The sequence below is a fragment of the Rheinheimera sp. F8 genome (assembly GCF_001518915.1).
Window position 1 is genome coordinate 4094655 of the sequence record NZ_CP013656.1, and the last position, 19442, is coordinate 4114096.

Consider the following 19442-nt stretch of genomic DNA (forward strand, 5'->3'; position numbering starts at 1 on the left):
GTCAGAAGGTTTGCCCCAATGACAAATAAAACCGGTAAGGCTGCTCGGCCGAGTTAGAGTCAGCCTGACCATAACCCAGATACAGCGGCCCAAATGGGCTGTCCCAGCCGGCGAAAATACTGCCGGCCCAAATCCAGTCGTCTACCTGCACATCGCGAACAGCGCTAAACCGCGACTGCCGCACCAGCCCGCGCTCCAGCGACGTGCCCAGATAAAATGGCGCTTTAAACAAACTGAGCCGCGACTCCGGCCACTGATACTGATACACCAGGCTGGCAAACTGTATTTCGGAGCCGAACAAAAAGTTCTTCGGATAACCCGACAGATTCAGCAAGCCACCCAGCGAAAACTGGTCCAGCTCGACCAGATTATTCGGCCCATCAACCCGGTCAAACCGCAGCCGGCCACGTAAAATATGCGACTGCCACTGGCGCGCCGCCTGCGCCTGCAAGCCATACAACTGGCTTTGACTGCGCACCGACAGGTATTCGTCATTCAGTCGCTGCCAGTTGGCGTCAACCCGTACACCACGACTGGGGAAACTGCGGCTGTTCAGCGTGTCATAACTCATTTGCATATTGGTGCCGCGCCGCAAATACGGCAGGCGATCAAACGGCAGTTGCTGCGCCAGAATCGCGGGCAGACGGAAACGACCGTCCCGACGCTGTAGTCCAACCGAGATCTGCAGCGGATCGACCGGTTCCCAGCCCACTGCGGCGCGTAAAGTCAGCTCGCGCTGATTTAATTCGCCGCCGGAGCGGCCGGCATCATCTTCCAGACTGAATACAGTGCGGCTCTGATCAACCTTTAACTCGCCATAAAAACCGGACAATCCCAGCGGCCAATACAAAGTACTGGCCAACTGCTTGTCAGTGCCCAGCGCCACAACGTTTTCCAGTTCAGCGCCATAGGCCGACAAACCGGTCCACAGATGGGACGCTGCCAGCTGATAGTTGTGGGTATTTTCAAAATCATCTTCCAGCGCAAACCGGAAGTTCAGATAAGCGGGCCCCCAGCTTTTGGCTTCTGCTTTTAACAGCAGCCGTTGTTTACCTTCAGCATCCTGCTGCAAAGTGCTGCTGACGCGTTCCAGCATATCCAGGCCGTAAATACGCCGGACGCCTTGTTGCAACGTCTGTAACGACACCGGTTGCTGCAACGGCAGATTTAAGCGCTGCAACAGCAACTGGTCATCCAGCGCAGTGTGATTTTCCAGCGCAACGCCCGTCAGTTCGATCTGTTGTGGTTTGCTGACACGCTGCTGTTGCCAGGCCGCATACAAGGCCGGCTGGCTCAGGCGGCCAAGTGCGGTACGGGCCGCCGTGACCGCAACCTGCCCGGCTGCGATGGCCTGCGGCATTTTATCAAAATCCAGCGTGCCCACTGTTTTCAGCTGCGGCTGGATCAGCACATCGGCGGGCCCCAATAATGCCAGCTGCCGGCTGACCGCTTCTGCCACCAGAAAGTTGGTCAGTTGTTCAGTGATCGCCATCGCGCTGTTTAATTCGCTGCCAGCCAGCAATGGCGAGTCAATCGACACTGCAATGACGTGCTGGGCTCCTAACGCCTTGGCCACACTGATCGGCAAATTGTTAGCCACGCCACCATCGACCAACAGGTGATTTTGCAACATCATCGGCCGCACTACACCAGGAATGGACATCGACGCCTGGACCGCATGCAGCAGATTGCCATGACTCAGCACCACCGCTTCACGATTGGTCAAATCGGTGGCAACGGCACGAAACGGCACTGCCAGCTGATCAAAACTGCTGAGCTCAGGTGCCAGGCCGTACGCACGCTGCAACAATCCCGCCATGGCCTGACCATGCAGCACGCCTTTGGGCACACGTAAACCTTCCGGGCCAACGCCTATATCCAGGTTGATCGGAAATTGATCGCGTTGATCTTTGCGCCGCGCCGGCACTTCATCCCGATCCACCCGGTCACGGAAACCATCACTCCACGGCAGCTCTAACAACAGTTTTTCAATCTCGGCCGGGGATTTACCCTGCGCATACAAGCCACCGACAAAAGCGCCGATGCTGGTGCCGACAATCAAATCTACCGGGATTTGCTGCGCTTCGAGCTGGCGTAACACAGCCAGATGGGCACCGCCACGAGCGCCACCACCGCCGAGTACCAGAGCCACGCAAGGCCGGTGTTGCACCCGGGCACAGGGACTGTCAGCCGGTTGTTTAACCGAATGTTCAGCCTCAGCAACCTGGTGTGCCAGCAACATCACTCCGAACACAAACCAGCGGACTGGGAACATCGGCCTTTTCTCCTGTTGCTGTTATACCAATACAAGCTATTGATAAAAACTAGGATTTAAAACATCTGCGTTAAAAATCTGCTGAGCAGTGTAAATAAATTTTTCAAAATTTTCCTGTTCTCAGATCAACAGCTTAGCTTAAAAATGTGTCAGGTTACTTTACAGTTGCTGTAATGTTTTCTGAAAAACTTAATAAGCCTTTATTGAAATTGTCACAAAGGTCATTTAACGTACAAGCCCCTGGTCGGAGCACATGCAGAATAATAGCCGTCCAGCCGCTCAGACCCTGCGCAGGGTCCGGGACATTCAACCAAAGCTCTTACAAACGGACGTCATCATGAAACTGAATATGTTGTTGCTGGCAATGCTGCTGGCCCCGGCTGTGCATGCAGAACCCTTTATCTCTGAGTATGTCGAAGGCTCGTCAAACAATAAAGCACTGGAAATATACAATCCGGCCGATGTCGCACTGGATCTGACTGGTTATTCCATCAAAGTGTTTTCCAACGGCGCCACCACTGCCGGCAAAACTGTCCCGCTCAGCGGCACTCTGGCCGCCAAAAGCACGCTGGTATTAACTGATACCGCCTCTGCCGCGGCACTGGCTGCCAAAAGCAATATGACGTTCGGCACCAGCAACTTTAACGGTGACGATGCCATCGCCTTATATAAAGGCGCTGATTTAATTGATGTCTTTGGTCAGATTGGCATGGATCCAGGCACCTCATGGGGCAGCAATAACAATTTCACCCACGACCGCACTTTAGTGCGGAAAAGCAGTGTTGTGCAGGGCGACGCCAATGGCAGTGATGCGTTTGATCCCAGCTTAGAATGGGATTTTTACGCCAAAGACGAATTCAGTAATCTGGGCAGCCATAGTGGATCAGGCAATGGCGGCGGTGATGGCGGCGGTGTGGTAGTCCCACCAGTCGGTCCGGTCATTGGTAACTGTGGTGACAGCGCGACGTTAATCAGTGCCGTGCAAGGTGCTGGTGCTGCATCACCAGAAGCAGGTAAAACAGTAGTGGTAGAGGCTGTCGTCAGCCGGGTCACTGCGTTTGCTACCGGCTTCTATATTCAGGAAGAAACCAGCGATTCTGACAACAACCCGGCCACTTCTGAAGCTATTTTCGTATACAACGATGCAGCAGCAGATTATCCGGCAGTTGGTGATAAAGTCCGGGTCCTCGGCAAAGTCGAAGAGTATTTCACCAAAACCCAAATTCGCCGCACTGGCCTGGCTGCCTGTGGCACTGCCACTCCGGTGCAACCTGTTAGCGTGACGCTGCCGGTGAACAGCCTGAATCAGTGGGAAAGCCTGGAAAGTATGCAGGTGACCTTCCCGCAACAGCTGGTCGTTGCCGATCACTATAACCTTGGCACTTACGGCGAGCTGACACTGGCACCACAACGCCTGTTCACACCAACCAACCAATTCCGCCCGGGTACAGCTGAAGCGGTGGCCTTGGCGTCACAAAACAGCCGCAGCAAAATCGTGCTGGATGACCTCGTCAATGGGAAAAACCCGGCCAATATCATATATCCTGCACCGGGCCTGAATATGAACAACCCGGTCCGTGTCGGTGATGCTGTCAATGCCAACTTAAGCGGGATCCTGGACTATAGCTTCAGCGCCTGGCGTTTACTGCCTGCCGGTACTGTGCAATTCACCGCCAACAACCTGCGCGAAGAACAACCAGTCATGCGTAACCTTGGCAACCTGAAGGTAACCAGCGCGAACGTGTTGAACTACTTCAACGGTGATGGCCAGGGCGGTGGTTTCCCAACCTCACGCGGCGCATCAACAGCCGTTGAATTTGAACGTCAGGCCGACAAAATTGTCGCGGCGTTAAGCGCAATCAACGCCGATGTGGTCGGTTTGATGGAAATTGAAAACGACGGCTATGGCAGCACCAGCGCTATCGTCGATTTAGTCAGCCGGCTGAATCAGCGTCTCGGCGCCGGTACTTACCAGTTTGTGCAGGTTCCTGGCAGCACTGAACTTGGCACTGATCAAATCAGCGTCGGTATGTTGTATAAACCAGCCAAAGTGACGCCGCTTGGTAATGCCGTCACCACCAGCGCCGGCGTATTTGGCTTTGGTAACCGCCAGCCACTGGTCCAAAGCTTCAAACAGAAATCCAACAATGAAGTGTTCACTTTTGCCGTCAACCACTTTAAGTCAAAAGGCAGCTGCCCAAGTGGTTCAAGCAATCCTGACCGTGACTTGAAAGACGGCCAGAGCTGCTGGAATGCTACCCGCGTGCAGGCAGCAACTGAACTGACTGCGTGGCTTGCCACCAATCCAACCGGTTCTGCTGATAAAGACGTGTTGATCATGGGCGACTTAAACGCCTACGCCAAAGAAGATCCAATCCATACGCTGGTCGGCAAAGGCTTTGTCAACCTGGTGGAGAAGTTCCAGGGTAACCGCGGTTATTCTTACCTGTTTGGCGGTGAAAGCGGTTATCTGGACCATGCGTTGGCCAGCTCAGCTTTATCTGCTCAGGTCACTTATGCGATGGAATGGCATATCAATGCCGACGAGACCACGCTGTTTGACTACAACATGGAAGATAAAACGGCGCAGCAACAAGCTGATTTCTATCAACCAACTGCGTTCCGTGGCTCTGACCATGATCCGGTTGTGGTCGAACTGGCACTGAAAGCGTTAAACCCGGCCGATCTGGATAAAGACGGTGACGTCGACAACAACGACATCACTCTGTTTAACAACCTGCTGAAATCAGGTGTAAAACTGGGTCTGGAATACGATTTTAACAAAGACGGCGTGGTGTCAAGCAGTGACGCCCGTGCCATGGCAACGCTGTGTACTTACGCTCGTTGCGCTATCAAATAATTACGAATAAACAGTAGGAATTTTAGATGAAAAAGTTAATTGCATTATTCGCGCTGTGCCTGACTTTCAGCAGCCAGGCCACCGTGATCAAAGTTGAACTGGACAAAGCCCAATACCAGAAAGATGAACTGGTACAGGCGCAAATCCGGGTGCAAGGTTATGAAGATGGCCTGGCTGGTTTTAAACTGGACCTGAGTTACTGGACAACTGCGCTCGGTTTTGAGTCTGTGACTTTTGGCCCGCACTTCTCGCCGTTCGAGCCAAATTTTGGCGACTACAGCCAGAGTGGCAGCAAACTGACCATCAGTGAACTGAACCTGTTTGATTTCGCCTGGGATCTGGCTGCAGTACAAGGCCCGGATTTCACGCTGGCAACTATCACTTTTAAGGCATTAGGTGGTGGTTTGCATAAACTGACTCTGGGCAACGTCGAACTGACTGACGCCTGGGGCAGTATGGTTGACGGTGTCAGTCTGCAAAATGGCCTGGTCAATGTGGCAGGTCCTGCGGTACCGGCTCCTGCAACAGCCCTGTTGCTGTTACCGGCACTGCTGATGCTGGCGCGCCGTCGCGCTTAAGCCTGATAGTTTTCCCAAAAAGCCGGCGCCTTTGCCGGCTTTGTCATTTCTGCTGCCGCTCGTCTGTTTACAGCACCAATCCACCACAGATCTTTGAGTCAGACTTAATTAACTGCTATGGTTGATGCGTTCACCCTTCTGGGTAAAATCAGGTTAATCTGTTGTATCAATTGAATAATCAGCAGACGCACTCCGAGTGCTTACTGCTGAAACACCGGCTTGAGGTGGCATGTTAGATTCATTGCGTAGTCGTCTGATCCTGTTATTGCTGGGCATGCTGACCTTTATGACGGTGGCTATGGGCTTTGCTGCACTTGGCGCGATGCAACGCGACAGCGCGGCACAGGCGCGTCAGGCGCTGGATGTTGCCAGCCGGGTATTTCAGGAAGCGCTAAGTAACAGAGCCACCCAGCTGGGGAATTCAGTGCGGCTGGTGGCCAGCGATTTTGGCTTTCGTCAGGCCGTCGCGTTGCGTGAACAGGACACCATTGCCTCGGTACTGGAAAATCATGGCAGCCGTATTGATGCCACACTCACCGTGTTATTGACCCCCCAGGGTGAGCTGATCGCCAGCAGCGGCCAGGACGTCAGCGCTGATCAAATCACACAGTTATTCAAAGATATGCGCTTATCCGGTCAGGATTCTGTGTCCGATATCGTGCATATCGGCAACAACGCGTATCAAATGGTGATGGTCCCCGTGAAAGCGCCGCAGCTGATTGCCTGGGTGGCGATGGGCTTTGCGCTGGATACCGCACTCGCCGGCCAGATTAAAGCGTTGACCGATTTGGATATCAGTTTTGTGTTTGGTCGTGGCACTGCCGGTGCAGAACTGCTGGCCTCCACACTGGCACCGGTGCAACAGATGGACTTAACCGTGGCCCCGGCACCAATCTCACTCCAAGTACTGGATCAGCCACTACTGACCACCGAGCGTCCGCTGGACCGCGCCGGCACTATCAGTGCCCTGTTGCATTTATCGACAGCGCCATGGCAGGAAACCTATCAACAGGCCCGCACTCAGTTATTGGCAATTTTTGGTCTCGGTCTGACACTTGCCGTGTTATTCGCGGTTGGACTGGCGCGCAGTATTACCGAGCCGCTGCAGCTGCTGACCCAATTCGCCCGTGCTATCGGTTTGGGTCAGGCACTGCAGGCCCCGACGATCAAACGCGGAGAAGTTGGTTTACTCAGTGAAACCCTGCAAAAAATGCAGCAAGATATCCGCCAGCGTGAACAACAAATTCTGTTTCAGGCGCAGCATGACACCCTGACCGGCCTTGCCAACCGTCATCTGGTGGAATTGCAGTTACCCATGCTACTGAGCAGTCAGCCACTGTGGTTATTGCTGATCAATATCAAAGATTTTAAACACGTCAACGATGCCTTTGGTTATAAAAATGGCGATTCACTGTTGGTGCAGCTGTCACAACGGCTGGTGAAAGCATGGCCGGTGGCATCGATGATTGCCCGCCTCGGTGGTGATGAATTCCTGCTGGTCAGTCCAACACTTTTACAACAAAAAGACCTGCCAGCACTGCAACAACTGCTGTCGCATGATTTTACTCTGGACAATTCCCGTTTAAACCTGAAGCTGACACTGGCGTTGTATCAGGCCCCGGCCCCGACGGCGGCGTCGGCCGGAACGGCCAATGATGCGCTGCGCCGGGTTGAGATCGCGATGGTCCACGCCAAAACCAGCCATCAGCTCATTGCCGAATATCAGCCAGGTCAGGACGAAAGTCACCAGCGGGAACTGACCTTATTACACGATTTACCGTTATCGCTGCAATCCGGTCATATGTTTGTGGTGTATCAGCCCAAAGTCAGTCTGCACAGCCGCAGCGCACACTCGGCCGAAGCGTTGATCCGCTGGCAACATCCACAACTCGGCTTTGTACCGCCCGATGAATTTATCCGCCTCGCTGAGCATTCCGGGCTGATTTCACGGGTCACCGACTGGATGATTGCACAGGTGATCGGGCAATTGGCAACATGGCGGCAACAAGGCATAGAACTGACGGTCGCGGTCAATTTGTCAGCGTATGATTTACTCAGCAGTGATTTGCCGGGGCAAATCGCGGCGTTATTGGCACAGCATCAGCTGCCGGCAGCAGCACTGGCACTTGAAGTCACTGAAGGTGCGGTAATGCAAGATCCGGAACAAGTGATCCAAAACCTGCAAACGTTACGCGAAATGGGCATTGAACTGGCGATCGATGACTTCGGCACCGGCCAATCATCGCTGGCTTATCTGAAACGTTTGCCGGTGCATGAAGTGAAAATTGACCGGGCCTTTGTCAAAGATATTGAGCATAATCATAATGATGCGCTGATTGTACAGACAACAACCGAGCTGGCACATGGTCTCGGTTTGCTGGTGACTGCCGAAGGGCTGGAGAATCTGGCGGGTCTTGCCAAGTTACAGGCCGCCGGCATAGATAAAGTACAAGGCTATTATTTCGCCAAACCGTTGAAAGCTGCGGATCTGAGCGGTTGGCTGACCGAGTTTCAGCAAAACAACGACAGATGGTTTCCTGAGGTTTCATGAAAAAACCGCTCCTGTGTACCGCATTATTACTGTGTAGCATGAATGTCACCGCCGCCGGCAGCAAAGTGCTGGCCACTGGCGGAGCCACCAGCGTTGAAGGCGCTGCCGGCGGGGGCATAGTGCCATGGGCCGTGATCAATGGCTATGGCAGCTCTGAGCAATGGTCGGTGACCGGTTACGCCAGTCAGGTTGGCGTCGACGATTTTACGCTGAACAGTAAAGGCATCGGGCTGTCCTACGACAACAAATACGAACTGAGTTTTGGCCGGCAGGAATTAAAACTCGATACGATGGGCGGTGAGCTGAACCAACAAATCATCGGCCTGAAATATAAAATTGCCGGAGAGCTGCTGTACAGCGCAATACCGCAGATCAGTGTGGGTCTGCAACTGAAAAAACAACTGGATTTTGCCATCCCTGCCGCTGTCGGCGCCCGGCGTGACAGTGGCACCGATGTCTATGTTGCCGCCAGTAAAGTCTGGCTTGATGCTTTGTGGGGACGCAACGTCTTACTCAACGCCACTGTACGCGGTACCAAAGGCCAACAAACCGGATTGCTTGGTTTTGGTACGGTCAGCAATGACCATTACCAGTGGGTCGGCGAATTTTCGGCAGTGTTGCTATTCAACCCGCAATGGGCCATCGGTGCTGAATTTAAACAAAAACCCAACGAACTGGCGTTTGCGCGCGAAGATCACTGGCGCGATGTGTTTGTCGCCTGGTTCGCCAACAAACACCTGAGTCTGGTGGCGGGCCATGTTGATCTTGGCAGTATCGCGACCTTTGACCGTCAAACCGGATATTACCTGGCGCTGGAGTCCACATGGTCGTTTTAATCCGCTCTGCCCTGTTGTTATTGTTGGTTGGCTGCAGCAGCGCACCAGAACCGAAAGACTGGTTATATCAGCAGCTGGGCGCCGAAACCGGTGTGACCCAGCTGGTTGATGGTCTGCTGACTGAGATTGAACAGGATCCGCAAATCGTCCAGCACTTTAAAGACACCGACATCCCGCGTTTTCGCAAGTTATTGATTGAACAGCTGTGTGAACTCAGTGGCGGGCCGTGCCGCTATAGCGGTGCTACGATGCAGGAAAGCCATACCGGTTTTCAGATCACTCAGGCCGATTTTGATAATCTGGTCGATCATTTAATTAAAGTGATGACGGCACAGAAAGTAGCGATTGGTGCACAAAACCGCCTGCTGGCAAAGCTGGCTCCGATGTACAAAGACGTGGTTTACCGCTGAACCGCAGGAAAGCTCGCTTGCTGGTAATGCTCGGCATAGATTTGCTGCAGGCGACCACTTTGATACAACCGCTGCATGCCACGGTCGAATTCAGCGGCAAGCTGGCGGCCGGTAAAGGTATTCTGAAATACCGGGAATAATTGTTGCGCCGGTGACAGTTGTAAACGTTTTAATTTAGGTCTGAGCGCCTGCGGCACGTTGTAATCATAACTGATATAGGCATCCAGCCTGCCATACTCCAACATATCAAAGCCAAATTGCTCAGCAGAGACTTCCACGCCTTCGACTGGTACCGGTATAAACTGACCGAAGTCATATCCCAGCATCCAGCCGACCGTCTTGCCTTGTAACCCATCGGCTTTGAGCAATGGTTGCAGACTAAACGCCACCACCGGCGGGTCCATATCAATATGCCACTGTGGAAAAAACTGCCGGTTGCCATTGCTGCGATAGTCGGCAAGTAACAGGTCCGCGCGGTTGGCATAAAACATCTGTTTGGCACGTTTCCAGTTGGTTACCCGGAATTTCAACTCAATGTCGGTGCCGCTCAGTGCCTCCCGCAGCACCTGAAAATACAGCCCGCTGCCATCGGCAGCCGACATACCGCCCCAGGCTCCAGCCGCTACGGTGATCGTTTTTGCCTGCAGTGGTAAGCCGATGCTGATACAGGCAAATAAACACAGCAGACGAGTCTGCCTGGCCATTGTCCGGGTCCATTGTTCACACTGCCACTGCCGTGCCAATCCCCGACTCCGCTGTGTTGTTTTAAAAAGTGCTTTATTTTTAGAGGTCTGGTCTGGTAAAAGCAACCTTTTTGATGAAAAGGACTCAGGCTGATGCAGCAAATTGTGTTTCTGGATACGGACACTATGGCGGGCGCCGATTTATCTGTGCTTAAGATCGCAGGCACTCAGCTGCTTTGTTACCCGACAACCAGCGCTGCAGAAGTGTCAAAGCGCATCCGTGACGCCAGCGTGGTGATTAGTAACAAAGTGATGCTTAGCGCAGCCGATCTGGCGACGGCACCGCAGCTCAGACTGATTTGTATTGCCGCCACCGGCACCAATAATGTGGACCTGGCCGCAGCAACCGCACTGGGTATTCAGGTCTGTAACGTGCAGGATTATGCGCTCGGTGCGGTACCGCAACATGCAATGGCGCTGTTATTGGCGCTGAACAATCAGATCTTGCTGCAACAGCAGGCTGTCTTGAGCGGAAAATGGAGTCAGAGCCCGGTTTTTTGTCTGCATCAGCAACCGGTACAAAGCCTGCAAGGCAAAATTTTTACAGTGGTCGGATACGGCGGCTTAGGTCAGGCTACTGCGCAACTGGCGCAGGCTTTTGGCATGCAGATTTGTCTAGCAGAACGCCCGGATGCCGCTTCTGTCCGTCCAGGTCGGGTAGCCTTTCGCGAGGCTCTGGCGAAGGCTGATGTCATCAGCCTGCATTGTCCGGCACAGGCCAACCAAGCACCTTTGTTAGGCAGCGAACAGCTGAGCTGGCTGAAACCCAGTGCTTTGCTGATCAACACTGCCCGCGGTGCACTGATTGATGAGGCCGCGCTGCTGTTGGCCTTACAACAAGGCCGGCTGGCAGGCGCTGCCCTCGATGTACTGGTGCAGGAGCCTCCGCCGGCTGACCATCCGTATCTGACTGTCGCACTACCGAATCTGTTACTCAGTCCGCATATTGCCTGGGCCACCACCGAATCGATGCAATTGCTGGTACAGCAACTGGCCGGCAACATTCTGGCGTATATTGCTGGCTCCCCGGTACGCACTTGCAATATGATCGGGTCTTGTCCCTGACCCTGGTCTTTTTCCGGAGCTGCTGATGCGTCTGTTGTGCTTTCTCATTGCCTTTTGCTGGTTCAGTACCGCGGCAGCTGCTGATTTTCAGGCCGAACGGAAAAAAGTTGAGGCCGATCCAGGTACAGCCATAAACCAGCTCACCGCGCTGGCGGCTCCCACAGCAGAACAGTGGCTGTTGCTCAGCCACGGCTACATGAAAATGCACAATAAAGATGGCGCTTTATCCGCAGTCGATAAAGCGCTTGATCTGGGGTTAACGCCGGCTTTGCACATCGAAGCGTTGCAACATAAAGCACTGGTTTACGGCATTATGTTTCGCGACAGCAAAACGGCGATCGCAGTCCTGCAACAAGCAGAAACAGCGCTGCAGACCTACCATGAAGACGATAAACCCGCTTTGCAGACCAGTATCTATGAAAGTTTTGCCCAAGGTTACAACCAACGCGGCGACATCACTGCTGCACTAAAATATGCTGAACTGAGCGTGGCGATTGCCACTGAATACAAGTTGCCTAAAGCTGAACTACAAAGCCGGTTGATTGCCGGCAGGCTGGCGCTGCAACAAAACAACTTCAGTATGGCGCAACAACATCTGAGCCGAGCCCTGGAATTAGCGCAACAATCTGACGATCAGGCATCGCTTGGCTCTATCCATCTACGCCTCGGCATGGCCTACGACAAACTGGAATTACATCAGCTGGCAGCTGATCACCTGCATCAGGCTGAGCAGTTCCTGCAGATGCCAGATCGTCGCAATCAGCTGGTCACTGTGTTGCTGACGCAAATGGATGTCTGGCTGTCAGCGGGCGATTTAACCCGCGCCGAAGTTGCCCGGCAAAAGGCCCGCGATTTGCTGCAACAGCTAAAAGATCCCTACCTCACCGCACAACTGTCATTCTCTGAGGCGCAATTATCGTTGGCTCAGCATCAACCAGCGGCGGCTGAACAGCAACTGCTGAAAGCCGCGCAGTTGTTCCAGCAGCTGGGTAATCGCAGTATGCAGCACGAAACCAGCATCACCCTGACTGAAGTAGCGCTGCAACAGCAACAACTGGAGAAGGCCCGCGCTTATCTGCCGGCCGACCTGCAAGTCGACACTCTGCCGGTATTTTTACAAAACAAGTATTGGGATGTCTTGTCGCGAATTCATGCCAGCTCAGGTCAATGGCAAGCGGCCTATCAGACAGCATTGACCGCCTATCAGACCCGTTTTGAATTACAGGCCGCGCAACAACAGCAGCGGTTGGACCAACTCACAAAAGGCTTACAGCAGCAGCAAGAAATGGCAACACTGTCAGTGCAGAACAGCATGCAGCAATATTGGCTGTGGAGCCTGCTGGCGGCGCTGCTCGTCAGCTGGCTGGGTGTTCTGCTTTATTTTATTCGGCGGCGCCGTAAGCCTAAGATCACGCCGCCCGGACAAGTCTGGGTCAAAAGCTGGACAGCATTCGGCCGGCAGCTGCGCAAGGACCAACAGCGGGATCCGTCGTTATGTCTCATCGCGGTGCAACTGCAGCAAATCAGTGAATTCAAACTGGCGGCCGGTGAACATCTGCTGCGTCAATCAATGCGGACTTTGCTGGAACAACTGGCCTGTGCGCAATTGCTCGACAGCACCGTGCATACCGATGTGTTGTGGTTATCGGTCAGTCAACCCGATGCGGCATGGCAACAACGGCTCTGGCAGGGGTTATCGGCCATCCAGCAACAACTGCCCGGCCAACCCGCATTCCGCATCTGGCAAGGTCAATTAACCGCATTATTGGGACACGACTGGCAAGAACAGGATATCAACGGCCTGCGTGAACTGGTGTGGTACAGCTGGCAGCAACAACAAGCCGCTGCCGGCGAGTTGTTACATTTTGCACTGAGCGCCAGCCAGCAAGTACCCTGTAGCTGGCAAGCGGATAATTTACGCCAGGATATCAGCAATGCGCTGGCGCTTGGTCTGCTGCAACTACGCTGTCAACCGTTAAAGCAGCAACCAGTTTAAACGGCGCATCGCGCAGCATTCCCGACCGCGCAGGTATGATACGCGCTTTCCCTTTGCTTTACCGCCGTAACGCCGGCGGTAATTCATACTGTCGCAAGCCTTTGCCAGGCAACTCAAACGCTAATCTCGTCGCCTGCAACGCCAGACCCGCCGGGTCCTGATTACCAATGCCGTATTGCGGATCGCCCATCACAGGATGGCCAACCGCAGCAAAATGGCGGCGAATTTGGTGCTTGCGGCCACTGATCAGGTCGATTTCCAACACCGCCCGGCTTGGCTGCTGCAGAACTTGTACCAGGCGAAAACGGGTACAACAGACCTTGCCATCCAGTGGCAGGTTGATTTCACCTTGTGCCTGCAACGTCGCGTCCGGTACACCGGAAACCACGATGCGATATGTTTTTTCAATTTTGTGCTGCTGGATCAGCTGGCTTAACGTCGCAGCCATCGCTTTATGGTGGGCGATCAACACCAGACCACTGGCTTCCCGATCAAGCCGGTGCAACAAAAATACCGGCCGTAGTGGGGTAAAATGTTGTTCTGCCAGCCGCAACAAAGCCAGATGGTCACCCCATTCATTGCCTTGTGACAACAGGCCCGCCGGTTTAAACCAGACGCTGTAGCCGCGTTCATCCGCCAGCAATACCGGCGCATTGGCCTGGCGCTGCAGGATGTCATCATCATAATGCAATTCCAGCACATTGCCGGCCACTACTTCAGCCTGTGTCCGGCGCAGCCGCTTGTGCTGCTTGCCCTGCACCAGTTGCACGGCACCTTTGTTCATGGCGTCTTTCAGCCGGCCTTTGGACAATTCAGGGCAGTTTTTGACCAGCAACTCAATGGCCTGTCCGGGTTCGGTCACGGCGATACGTCGGATTAATTTCATAAGTTATTCAGCTTTTTAACTCAAATAAAACAAGTGCTGAGGGATTCAGCCAAGATTCAGAGCATAGAGACGAGGATCATACCAAAGCCACCGGAGAATCACCTATGAAAACCCAACTGACCGCCTGTTTACTTGCACTGGCCAGCTGCACGCTACACGCCGATCCGACTGAACAGATGTTACCTACCCGTGAGATCCACGCCGACGCCAGCGTAGCGGCCGCCAATACGGATGCAAATACCGCCCCGTCGGCCATCACACTGAACCAGGATTTCAGCAGTAGCAGCTGGTTTGATTCGGTAGATTTAACACTGCGGCACGACCGCGATGGCGACCGTTTTTATACGCAGATTTACATTCGTTTTGATGCTCATACGCAATATACCGAACAGCCGGTGTATGCGGTCTACAGCCTGATTGGCCCCGGTCTGAACCGGATCTTTCATACCAGCAGTATCTTTACTTTATATGGCAGCAGCCGCAGTGACTGGTTCGCCATTGAAGTCGATATGCGTGACTTACCGCGCGATTATTACAAACTGAAAATTGAACTGCGTGATGCACGCAGTGGTGCAAAACTCGCCGAAATTTCAGGGTATGAAGCGGCTGCACTGAATAATCTGGCGTTGGAAGACGGCCCGGCGGACACACCTGTCAGTGTGATAGTGCATGAATCATCTGGCGGCAGTCTTGGCTTTTTCTGGCCGCTGGCATTAAGCTGGTTATACCTGAAGCGGCGGAAGCTGATGTCTTGAAACGAGTTTTATGTACGTTATTGCTGCTAAGCAGCAGTACAGCGTCAGCACAAATGCTGCTACAACGCACAGCCGCAGGCCAGCAAACCGAGTTCAGTTACCAGTTACCAGCGGAACCGGCACTGGTGTTTCGCCTCGACAACAAATTACTCAATCAATATCGAGGCATGAAACGTTATATGCCGCATCTGGCAGAACAGGCTGTCCGGCATGCGTTAATACGCAAAGCCGCTTCGTTACAGCAAAAGGGTGTGCGGATCCAGTTTTCACCACCGAATTTACCGCTGCAGTTCAGTGTTCAGGCCGATGACAATAACAAAGCAGCTGCTGTCGCAGCGACTTTGCGTGCTTTGCAAAATTCAGCGTTAGATGAGTATCTGGCGCAGGGTTATTATTTTCTGCTGGATGATCCGGTCAAAGGCAAAGGCGTAATCCCCGATCATCTGCGTTTTATGCGGGATGCAGTGAGACAACTGCAACCGGTGGCTGATGCGTTTATCGCCAACTATGGCAAAAAAAATATCCGCCAAATCGCCGCCCGGCTGACCTTGTGGATCCAGCAGATCCCATACCGCGACCTGGATAACCGCATAGAATCCAACGGCAAAGGTTATGCCCCGCCGGTGCAGCTAATTTTCGACCACAACGGCGATTGTGACAGCAAAGCTGTGTTATGGGCGACGGTGATGCGTCTGATTTTCCCAACGCTGATGATCAAAATCATCTACCTGCCCAACCATGCCGTTATTGCCGCGCAGGTTCCGGCCACAGATACAGAGCAAGTCATTGATTTTGCAGATGCATCTTTATTACTGATCGATCCGACCGGGCCAGCCCCATTAAAATTAGGGCAGGTCAGCCCGGAATTTCAGGCCGCGCTGCGTAGCAAGCAGTTCAGTCAACGAACTTTTCCGCCCCTCGATCTCTGAGCTGTTCAGTTTGTTTAAACACGGACTCCCATTCCAGCGGGACATGACGAACACCCTGTACGTCACCACGCTCTAATCGCGCCACGTGGATCAGTAGACGAGCAAACGGCCGCAACACCTTGCGTTTAAAACGTGACAACATATAGAAGTACAACACCAGCAGCGGAATGCTATACAGCAACAATTCGCTGGCAAAGCGGATCAGTTCAGCCCTGGTGTCACGCACCGCATCTGGCTGGATGTGCAGGGCAAAGGGTAATGACTCGAGTTGCTGTAAACTGTCATTTTGATCCGAACCATTATAAGTCGTCGCATCCGCTAACTGGCCATCCTGCACGGCCAGCAACACTTTACCAACTTTGTCCATCAGCATCAGCGTGGCGCCATGCTGAGAAACTTTGACCTGCTGTAACATCGCCAGCAAATCAATTTCCAGCAGCAGATGCCCTACTACATTTTTGTCCAGCTTTACCGGGATATGCAGCGCATACCGTTGTTTCAGTTCATCTAATACCAGCATATTGGCCGAACTGCTATTGAGCTGCATATGGACCAATGCGGCGATTTGTTGCACCGCCACATTGGCCAACTCGACGGAGCTGGCGTCCGCATCAGTCAGATGAAACCAGTGCAAGCCTTCAGAAATGTAAGACACATTAAGCAAGTACCGCGTTGCTTGTAACTGCTGACGAAACCAGGGCTCCATTTGCTGTAACATGGCAGTTTCAGCAGCTGTCAGGGGTTGGACTTTTTGTGATTGATCTGCCGGGCGCAATGCAGTCAGCTGCCCTGCAGGCAGCGAAGATTCTGCTGGTGGTTGCTGTAGCGCCTGACTGGCTTTGGTTTGCATCACTTCTGCCAGATGTAACAGCGGCAGCAACTGATGATCAAAATCACTGGTCGCCGCATTTAACTGCAGTTGCCGCAAATCAAGCCGGTCAGATAACGCCATCAGATAGTCCAGCAACGCCATAGAAACGGCCAGCAGGATAATCAGTACCAAACCATTGCGGCGGTTTCTTTTTTGTTCGTTTAACAGCGGGTTGCTAATTTTCATCCGTAATCAATCTTTCCGAAAGTTGAAATAAACGCTGACTCAGCATGGCCAGCCCCTGCGATTGAGTCCAGACCAGCTGCGACTCGTCCAGCGCATCAAGCGCGACCGGCTGGGCGGTGTACCATAGCAAGGGCTGCTGGGTCAGCTGGCCTTGCCACTTCGCTGAATTCTCCAGCGGCAGCATCAACAGCTCATTACGCGGTAATGCCTGTTCCGGCAGCAGCGTCATCGGCTGATAGCCCAACTGACTTAATACTTGTTGCAACACCCAGCCATCCACAGTGTTGGCCGGTGCCAGCCAGACGCGCCGCACCTGAGGACCAAATTCAGCACCTTCGGTTGCAACCAGGGCTTGTTGCAAGGCCCCGCCAAGCACTGGCTTGCTGATCAATCGCAGCTGAAAGCTCTGTTGCAATGTCTGCCACTGATCGGGCTGTTTTGCCAGCACCAGTAATGCCAGCTGCGGGAAATAGCGTCGGACCACCTGAAATACTTGTGTCGCAATTTGCTGATCGGCATTGATAAAAGCTTCATCCAGGATCAGGTAATCCAACCGGGCGTCACTTTGCTCGCTGCACCATTGCATGAATTGGGCAGCATCATCGAGTGGCATCAGCGCTAACCCGGTTTGTTTCAGCATCCGCCGGTACAACTGTTGTGCATCACCGGCCGGACACAGTAATAATGCCGCACCATCAATCAGTTGCAACTCACTACCGGGACGGGCTTCTGCCAATACCTGTAACGGCAAAGTCAGTAGTAACTTATTGCCACTGAATTGTTGCTGTGCCGCACTCAAATGACCACCGGCCTGTTGCAGTCGTTGCAGTGCTGCCGGCCATAGCGTCTGATCCTGGCCCGGATGCAATAAGGTCAGCCATTGTCCGGTCGCGACAGTATCGCCATCATCGCTGATCTCCAGCATCAACCGCTGCGGTTCCGTCACTACGACTTTAATCATCACAGTACTGACATCATGCTGCGCGAGACGAAGACGTACCACCCAATCGAGCGCATCGCGCAAAGCCCCGGCATCCAAACTAACCCAGGCCGGCAGATCCGGCGCCAGTTCCAATAACAATGCTTTGGCTACCTGCTGTTGCAAATGGGTTAATTGCAAACTCAGTAATAATGCCGGCTGACAATACACCGGGCCTTGCGTCTCAGTGCGGGATTGTTGTAACCAAAGTTCTGAGATCTCCCGCAGGTTGTGTGCGGATGAGGGTTGTGTCAACCAGGCCTGTAATAAGGTTTGAGCTATTTTTAACTGGTTTTGTTGCTCTGATGGTTCCACGATTAACGGTTTTATCACCAAGCCAGGATCCGTGACCGGCGTTGCTGCGGGCAACGTAACCTCAGCAGTAGTTTCAGCCAGCTCTGGCGAAGGTAACAACTCATTCCCGCCAAACACCGCAACTTGCTCCTGCTGCTGAACACCACGTTGGATCAGCCAAAATAACAACAGCAAAATCAGACTCAACGCCGATAATCCCAGCAGCAAATACTGCCGCAAAGTTTTGCGCTGCAGTTGCAGGCTATTAAGATCGCGCTCTGCCACCAGGTAAGCCTGCCAGCTATCTGACCAACGCCAGCTGGCGACACTGGAACGTCCAAGATAATTCGGCACAAATAACGGCGTCTGCCCTTGTTTACTGGCGTTCATCAACTGTGCAAGTGGCGTTGCCGGCCACGCCATACTGCCGTCATAACGCTGACTACTGCGGGTTAAGTCTTCCGGGGGGCGTTTCAGTTGAAATTTCAGACTCTGGTCATCACGCAGATCCGTCAGTCCAAAGCGCGCCAATAACGTTTGTTGATAGCGGCTGGGCGATACCAACTGCGCAGTCGCAGACACCAGTAATACTTCGCCGGCGCCGCTTTGTTGCGCTTTTTGCAGATTTTGCTTCAGTGCAGACAAGTCGAACCAGAACAGCAGGTGCTGATTATTCAGTTCAAGGTGCACAGGCGCAACCCACAACGCAGGCAATACCATCGGCGTCAGGAACTGATGATTGCTGCTGAAATCGGTCGCCGTAATGGTAAACAACTGACCGGCGACACTATTGCTGAGGCGGACAGCGCGACCGGCTTCGTCCAGCAACGCATAGCCCAGCAATGCATCCGGCCAGGGCGCGTGCTGAATTTTGTCGTCTAGTTCCTGCCAGGGGTCATAAATCACATTGTCGGTGGTCGCCGGCGTCATGCCCGCTAAATCCGCCCGCAAATAATCCAGATGTAAACGGTAGTTTCTTTGCCAGTCTTCCAGTAATACTTCGCTGCGTTCCAGTTGCAGACTGAGCTGGCTATAGAGTTGCGTTTGCTGGCTTTGATTGGTCTGCAACCAGACCCAATAGCCACAACCCCACAAAAAGCTGAGCGATAGCAGAAAAAACAAACTGGACCAGGAAAACAGTTTCACGGTGGGACGGCATCCTTGTAAGCGGACAGCGACATGCTGACGACAGAACAGACTGACTAGCCTAACGGATTACGCAGGCAAG

General features: G+C 53.3%; 14 protein-coding genes. 9 read left to right on the forward strand and 5 right to left on the reverse strand.

The genetic code is table 11. The features are described 5' to 3' along the window. Position 1 precedes the first annotated feature (1 nt). Positions 2-2275 carry a patatin-like phospholipase family protein gene (locus tag ATY27_RS18220; RefSeq protein WP_208932035.1) on the reverse strand — a complete coding sequence of 758 codons (2274 nt, stop codon included), beginning with the start codon at positions 2273-2275 and terminating at the stop codon, positions 2-4. Between the two features lie 337 nt (positions 2276-2612). Here ATY27_RS18220 and ATY27_RS18225 point away from each other — a divergent pair, with 337 nt between their 5' ends. The 5 genes from ATY27_RS18225 (at position 2613) to ATY27_RS18245 (ending at position 9510) form a co-directional block, all read left to right on the forward strand. Next, positions 2613-5135 carry an ExeM/NucH family extracellular endonuclease gene (locus ATY27_RS18225; RefSeq protein WP_208932036.1) on the forward strand — a complete coding sequence of 841 codons (2523 nt, stop codon included), beginning with the start codon at positions 2613-2615 and terminating at the stop codon, positions 5133-5135. Between the two features lie 26 nt (positions 5136-5161). After that, the gene (locus tag ATY27_RS18230; protein ID WP_208932037.1) at positions 5162-5713 is read left to right on the forward strand and encodes a cohesin domain-containing protein; all 552 of its coding nucleotides are present in this window, start codon (positions 5162-5164) and stop codon (positions 5711-5713) included. A 229-nt stretch (positions 5714-5942) separates the two neighbouring features. Beyond that, positions 5943-8264: an EAL domain-containing protein gene (locus ATY27_RS18235; RefSeq protein WP_208932038.1), complete on the forward strand. Its 2322-nt coding sequence runs from the start codon at positions 5943-5945 to the stop codon at positions 8262-8264. Then, positions 8261-9100 carry a DUF3034 family protein gene (locus ATY27_RS18240; protein ID WP_208932039.1) on the forward strand — a complete coding sequence of 280 codons (840 nt, stop codon included), beginning with the start codon at positions 8261-8263 and terminating at the stop codon, positions 9098-9100. The genes ATY27_RS18235 and ATY27_RS18240 overlap by 4 nt, the downstream gene beginning before the upstream one ends. Next, the gene (locus ATY27_RS18245) at positions 9088-9510 is read left to right on the forward strand and encodes a group 1 truncated hemoglobin (RefSeq protein WP_208932040.1); all 423 of its coding nucleotides are present in this window, start codon (positions 9088-9090) and stop codon (positions 9508-9510) included. Before ATY27_RS18240 ends, ATY27_RS18245 begins: the two co-directional genes overlap by 13 nt. Here ATY27_RS18245 and ATY27_RS18250 read toward each other — a convergent pair. Next, positions 9501-10214, reverse strand: coding sequence for a transporter substrate-binding domain-containing protein (locus ATY27_RS18250; protein ID WP_208932041.1), 714 nt, complete (start codon positions 10212-10214; stop codon positions 9501-9503). The two genes, ATY27_RS18245 and ATY27_RS18250, sit on opposite strands and share 10 nt — an antisense overlap. A 132-nt stretch (positions 10215-10346) precedes the next feature. Between ATY27_RS18250 and ATY27_RS18255 the strand changes: the two genes are divergently transcribed. Next, the gene (locus ATY27_RS18255) at positions 10347-11318 is read left to right on the forward strand and encodes a D-2-hydroxyacid dehydrogenase (RefSeq protein ID WP_208932042.1); all 972 of its coding nucleotides are present in this window, start codon (positions 10347-10349) and stop codon (positions 11316-11318) included. A 25-nt stretch (positions 11319-11343) separates the two neighbouring features. Next, positions 11344-13314: a hypothetical protein gene (locus tag ATY27_RS18260; RefSeq protein ID WP_208932043.1), complete on the forward strand. Its 1971-nt coding sequence runs from the start codon at positions 11344-11346 to the stop codon at positions 13312-13314. 58 nt (positions 13315-13372) lie between these two features. Here the strand turns inward: ATY27_RS18260 and ATY27_RS18265 are convergent, their stop codons facing one another. Next, entirely contained in the window at positions 13373-14200 is an 828-nt protein-coding gene (locus ATY27_RS18265; RefSeq protein ID WP_208932044.1) for an RNA pseudouridine synthase, read from the reverse strand. A gap of 104 nt (positions 14201-14304) precedes the next feature. On the opposite strand from ATY27_RS18265, the gene ATY27_RS18270 reads away from it, so the two are divergent. Both ATY27_RS18270 and ATY27_RS18275 read left to right on the forward strand, forming a co-directional pair. Next, positions 14305-14955 (forward strand): choice-of-anchor H family protein, encoded by a 651-nt coding sequence (locus ATY27_RS18270; protein WP_208932045.1) that lies wholly within the window; start codon positions 14305-14307, stop codon positions 14953-14955. Further along, a complete protein-coding gene (locus tag ATY27_RS18275; protein WP_208932046.1) occupies positions 14952-15884 on the forward strand; it encodes a hypothetical protein in 933 nt (310 codons plus the stop codon). The genes ATY27_RS18270 and ATY27_RS18275 overlap by 4 nt, the downstream gene beginning before the upstream one ends. On the opposite strand, the gene ATY27_RS18280 is transcribed toward ATY27_RS18275, so the two are convergent. Beyond that, entirely contained in the window at positions 15850-16941 is a 1092-nt protein-coding gene (locus ATY27_RS18280; protein ID WP_208932047.1) for a hypothetical protein, read from the reverse strand. The genes ATY27_RS18275 and ATY27_RS18280 overlap by 35 nt on opposite strands. After that, positions 16931-19360 (reverse strand): hypothetical protein, encoded by a 2430-nt coding sequence (locus ATY27_RS18285; protein WP_208932048.1) that lies wholly within the window; start codon positions 19358-19360, stop codon positions 16931-16933. The genes ATY27_RS18280 and ATY27_RS18285 overlap by 11 nt, the downstream gene beginning before the upstream one ends. Between the last annotated feature and the right edge of the window lie 82 nt (positions 19361-19442).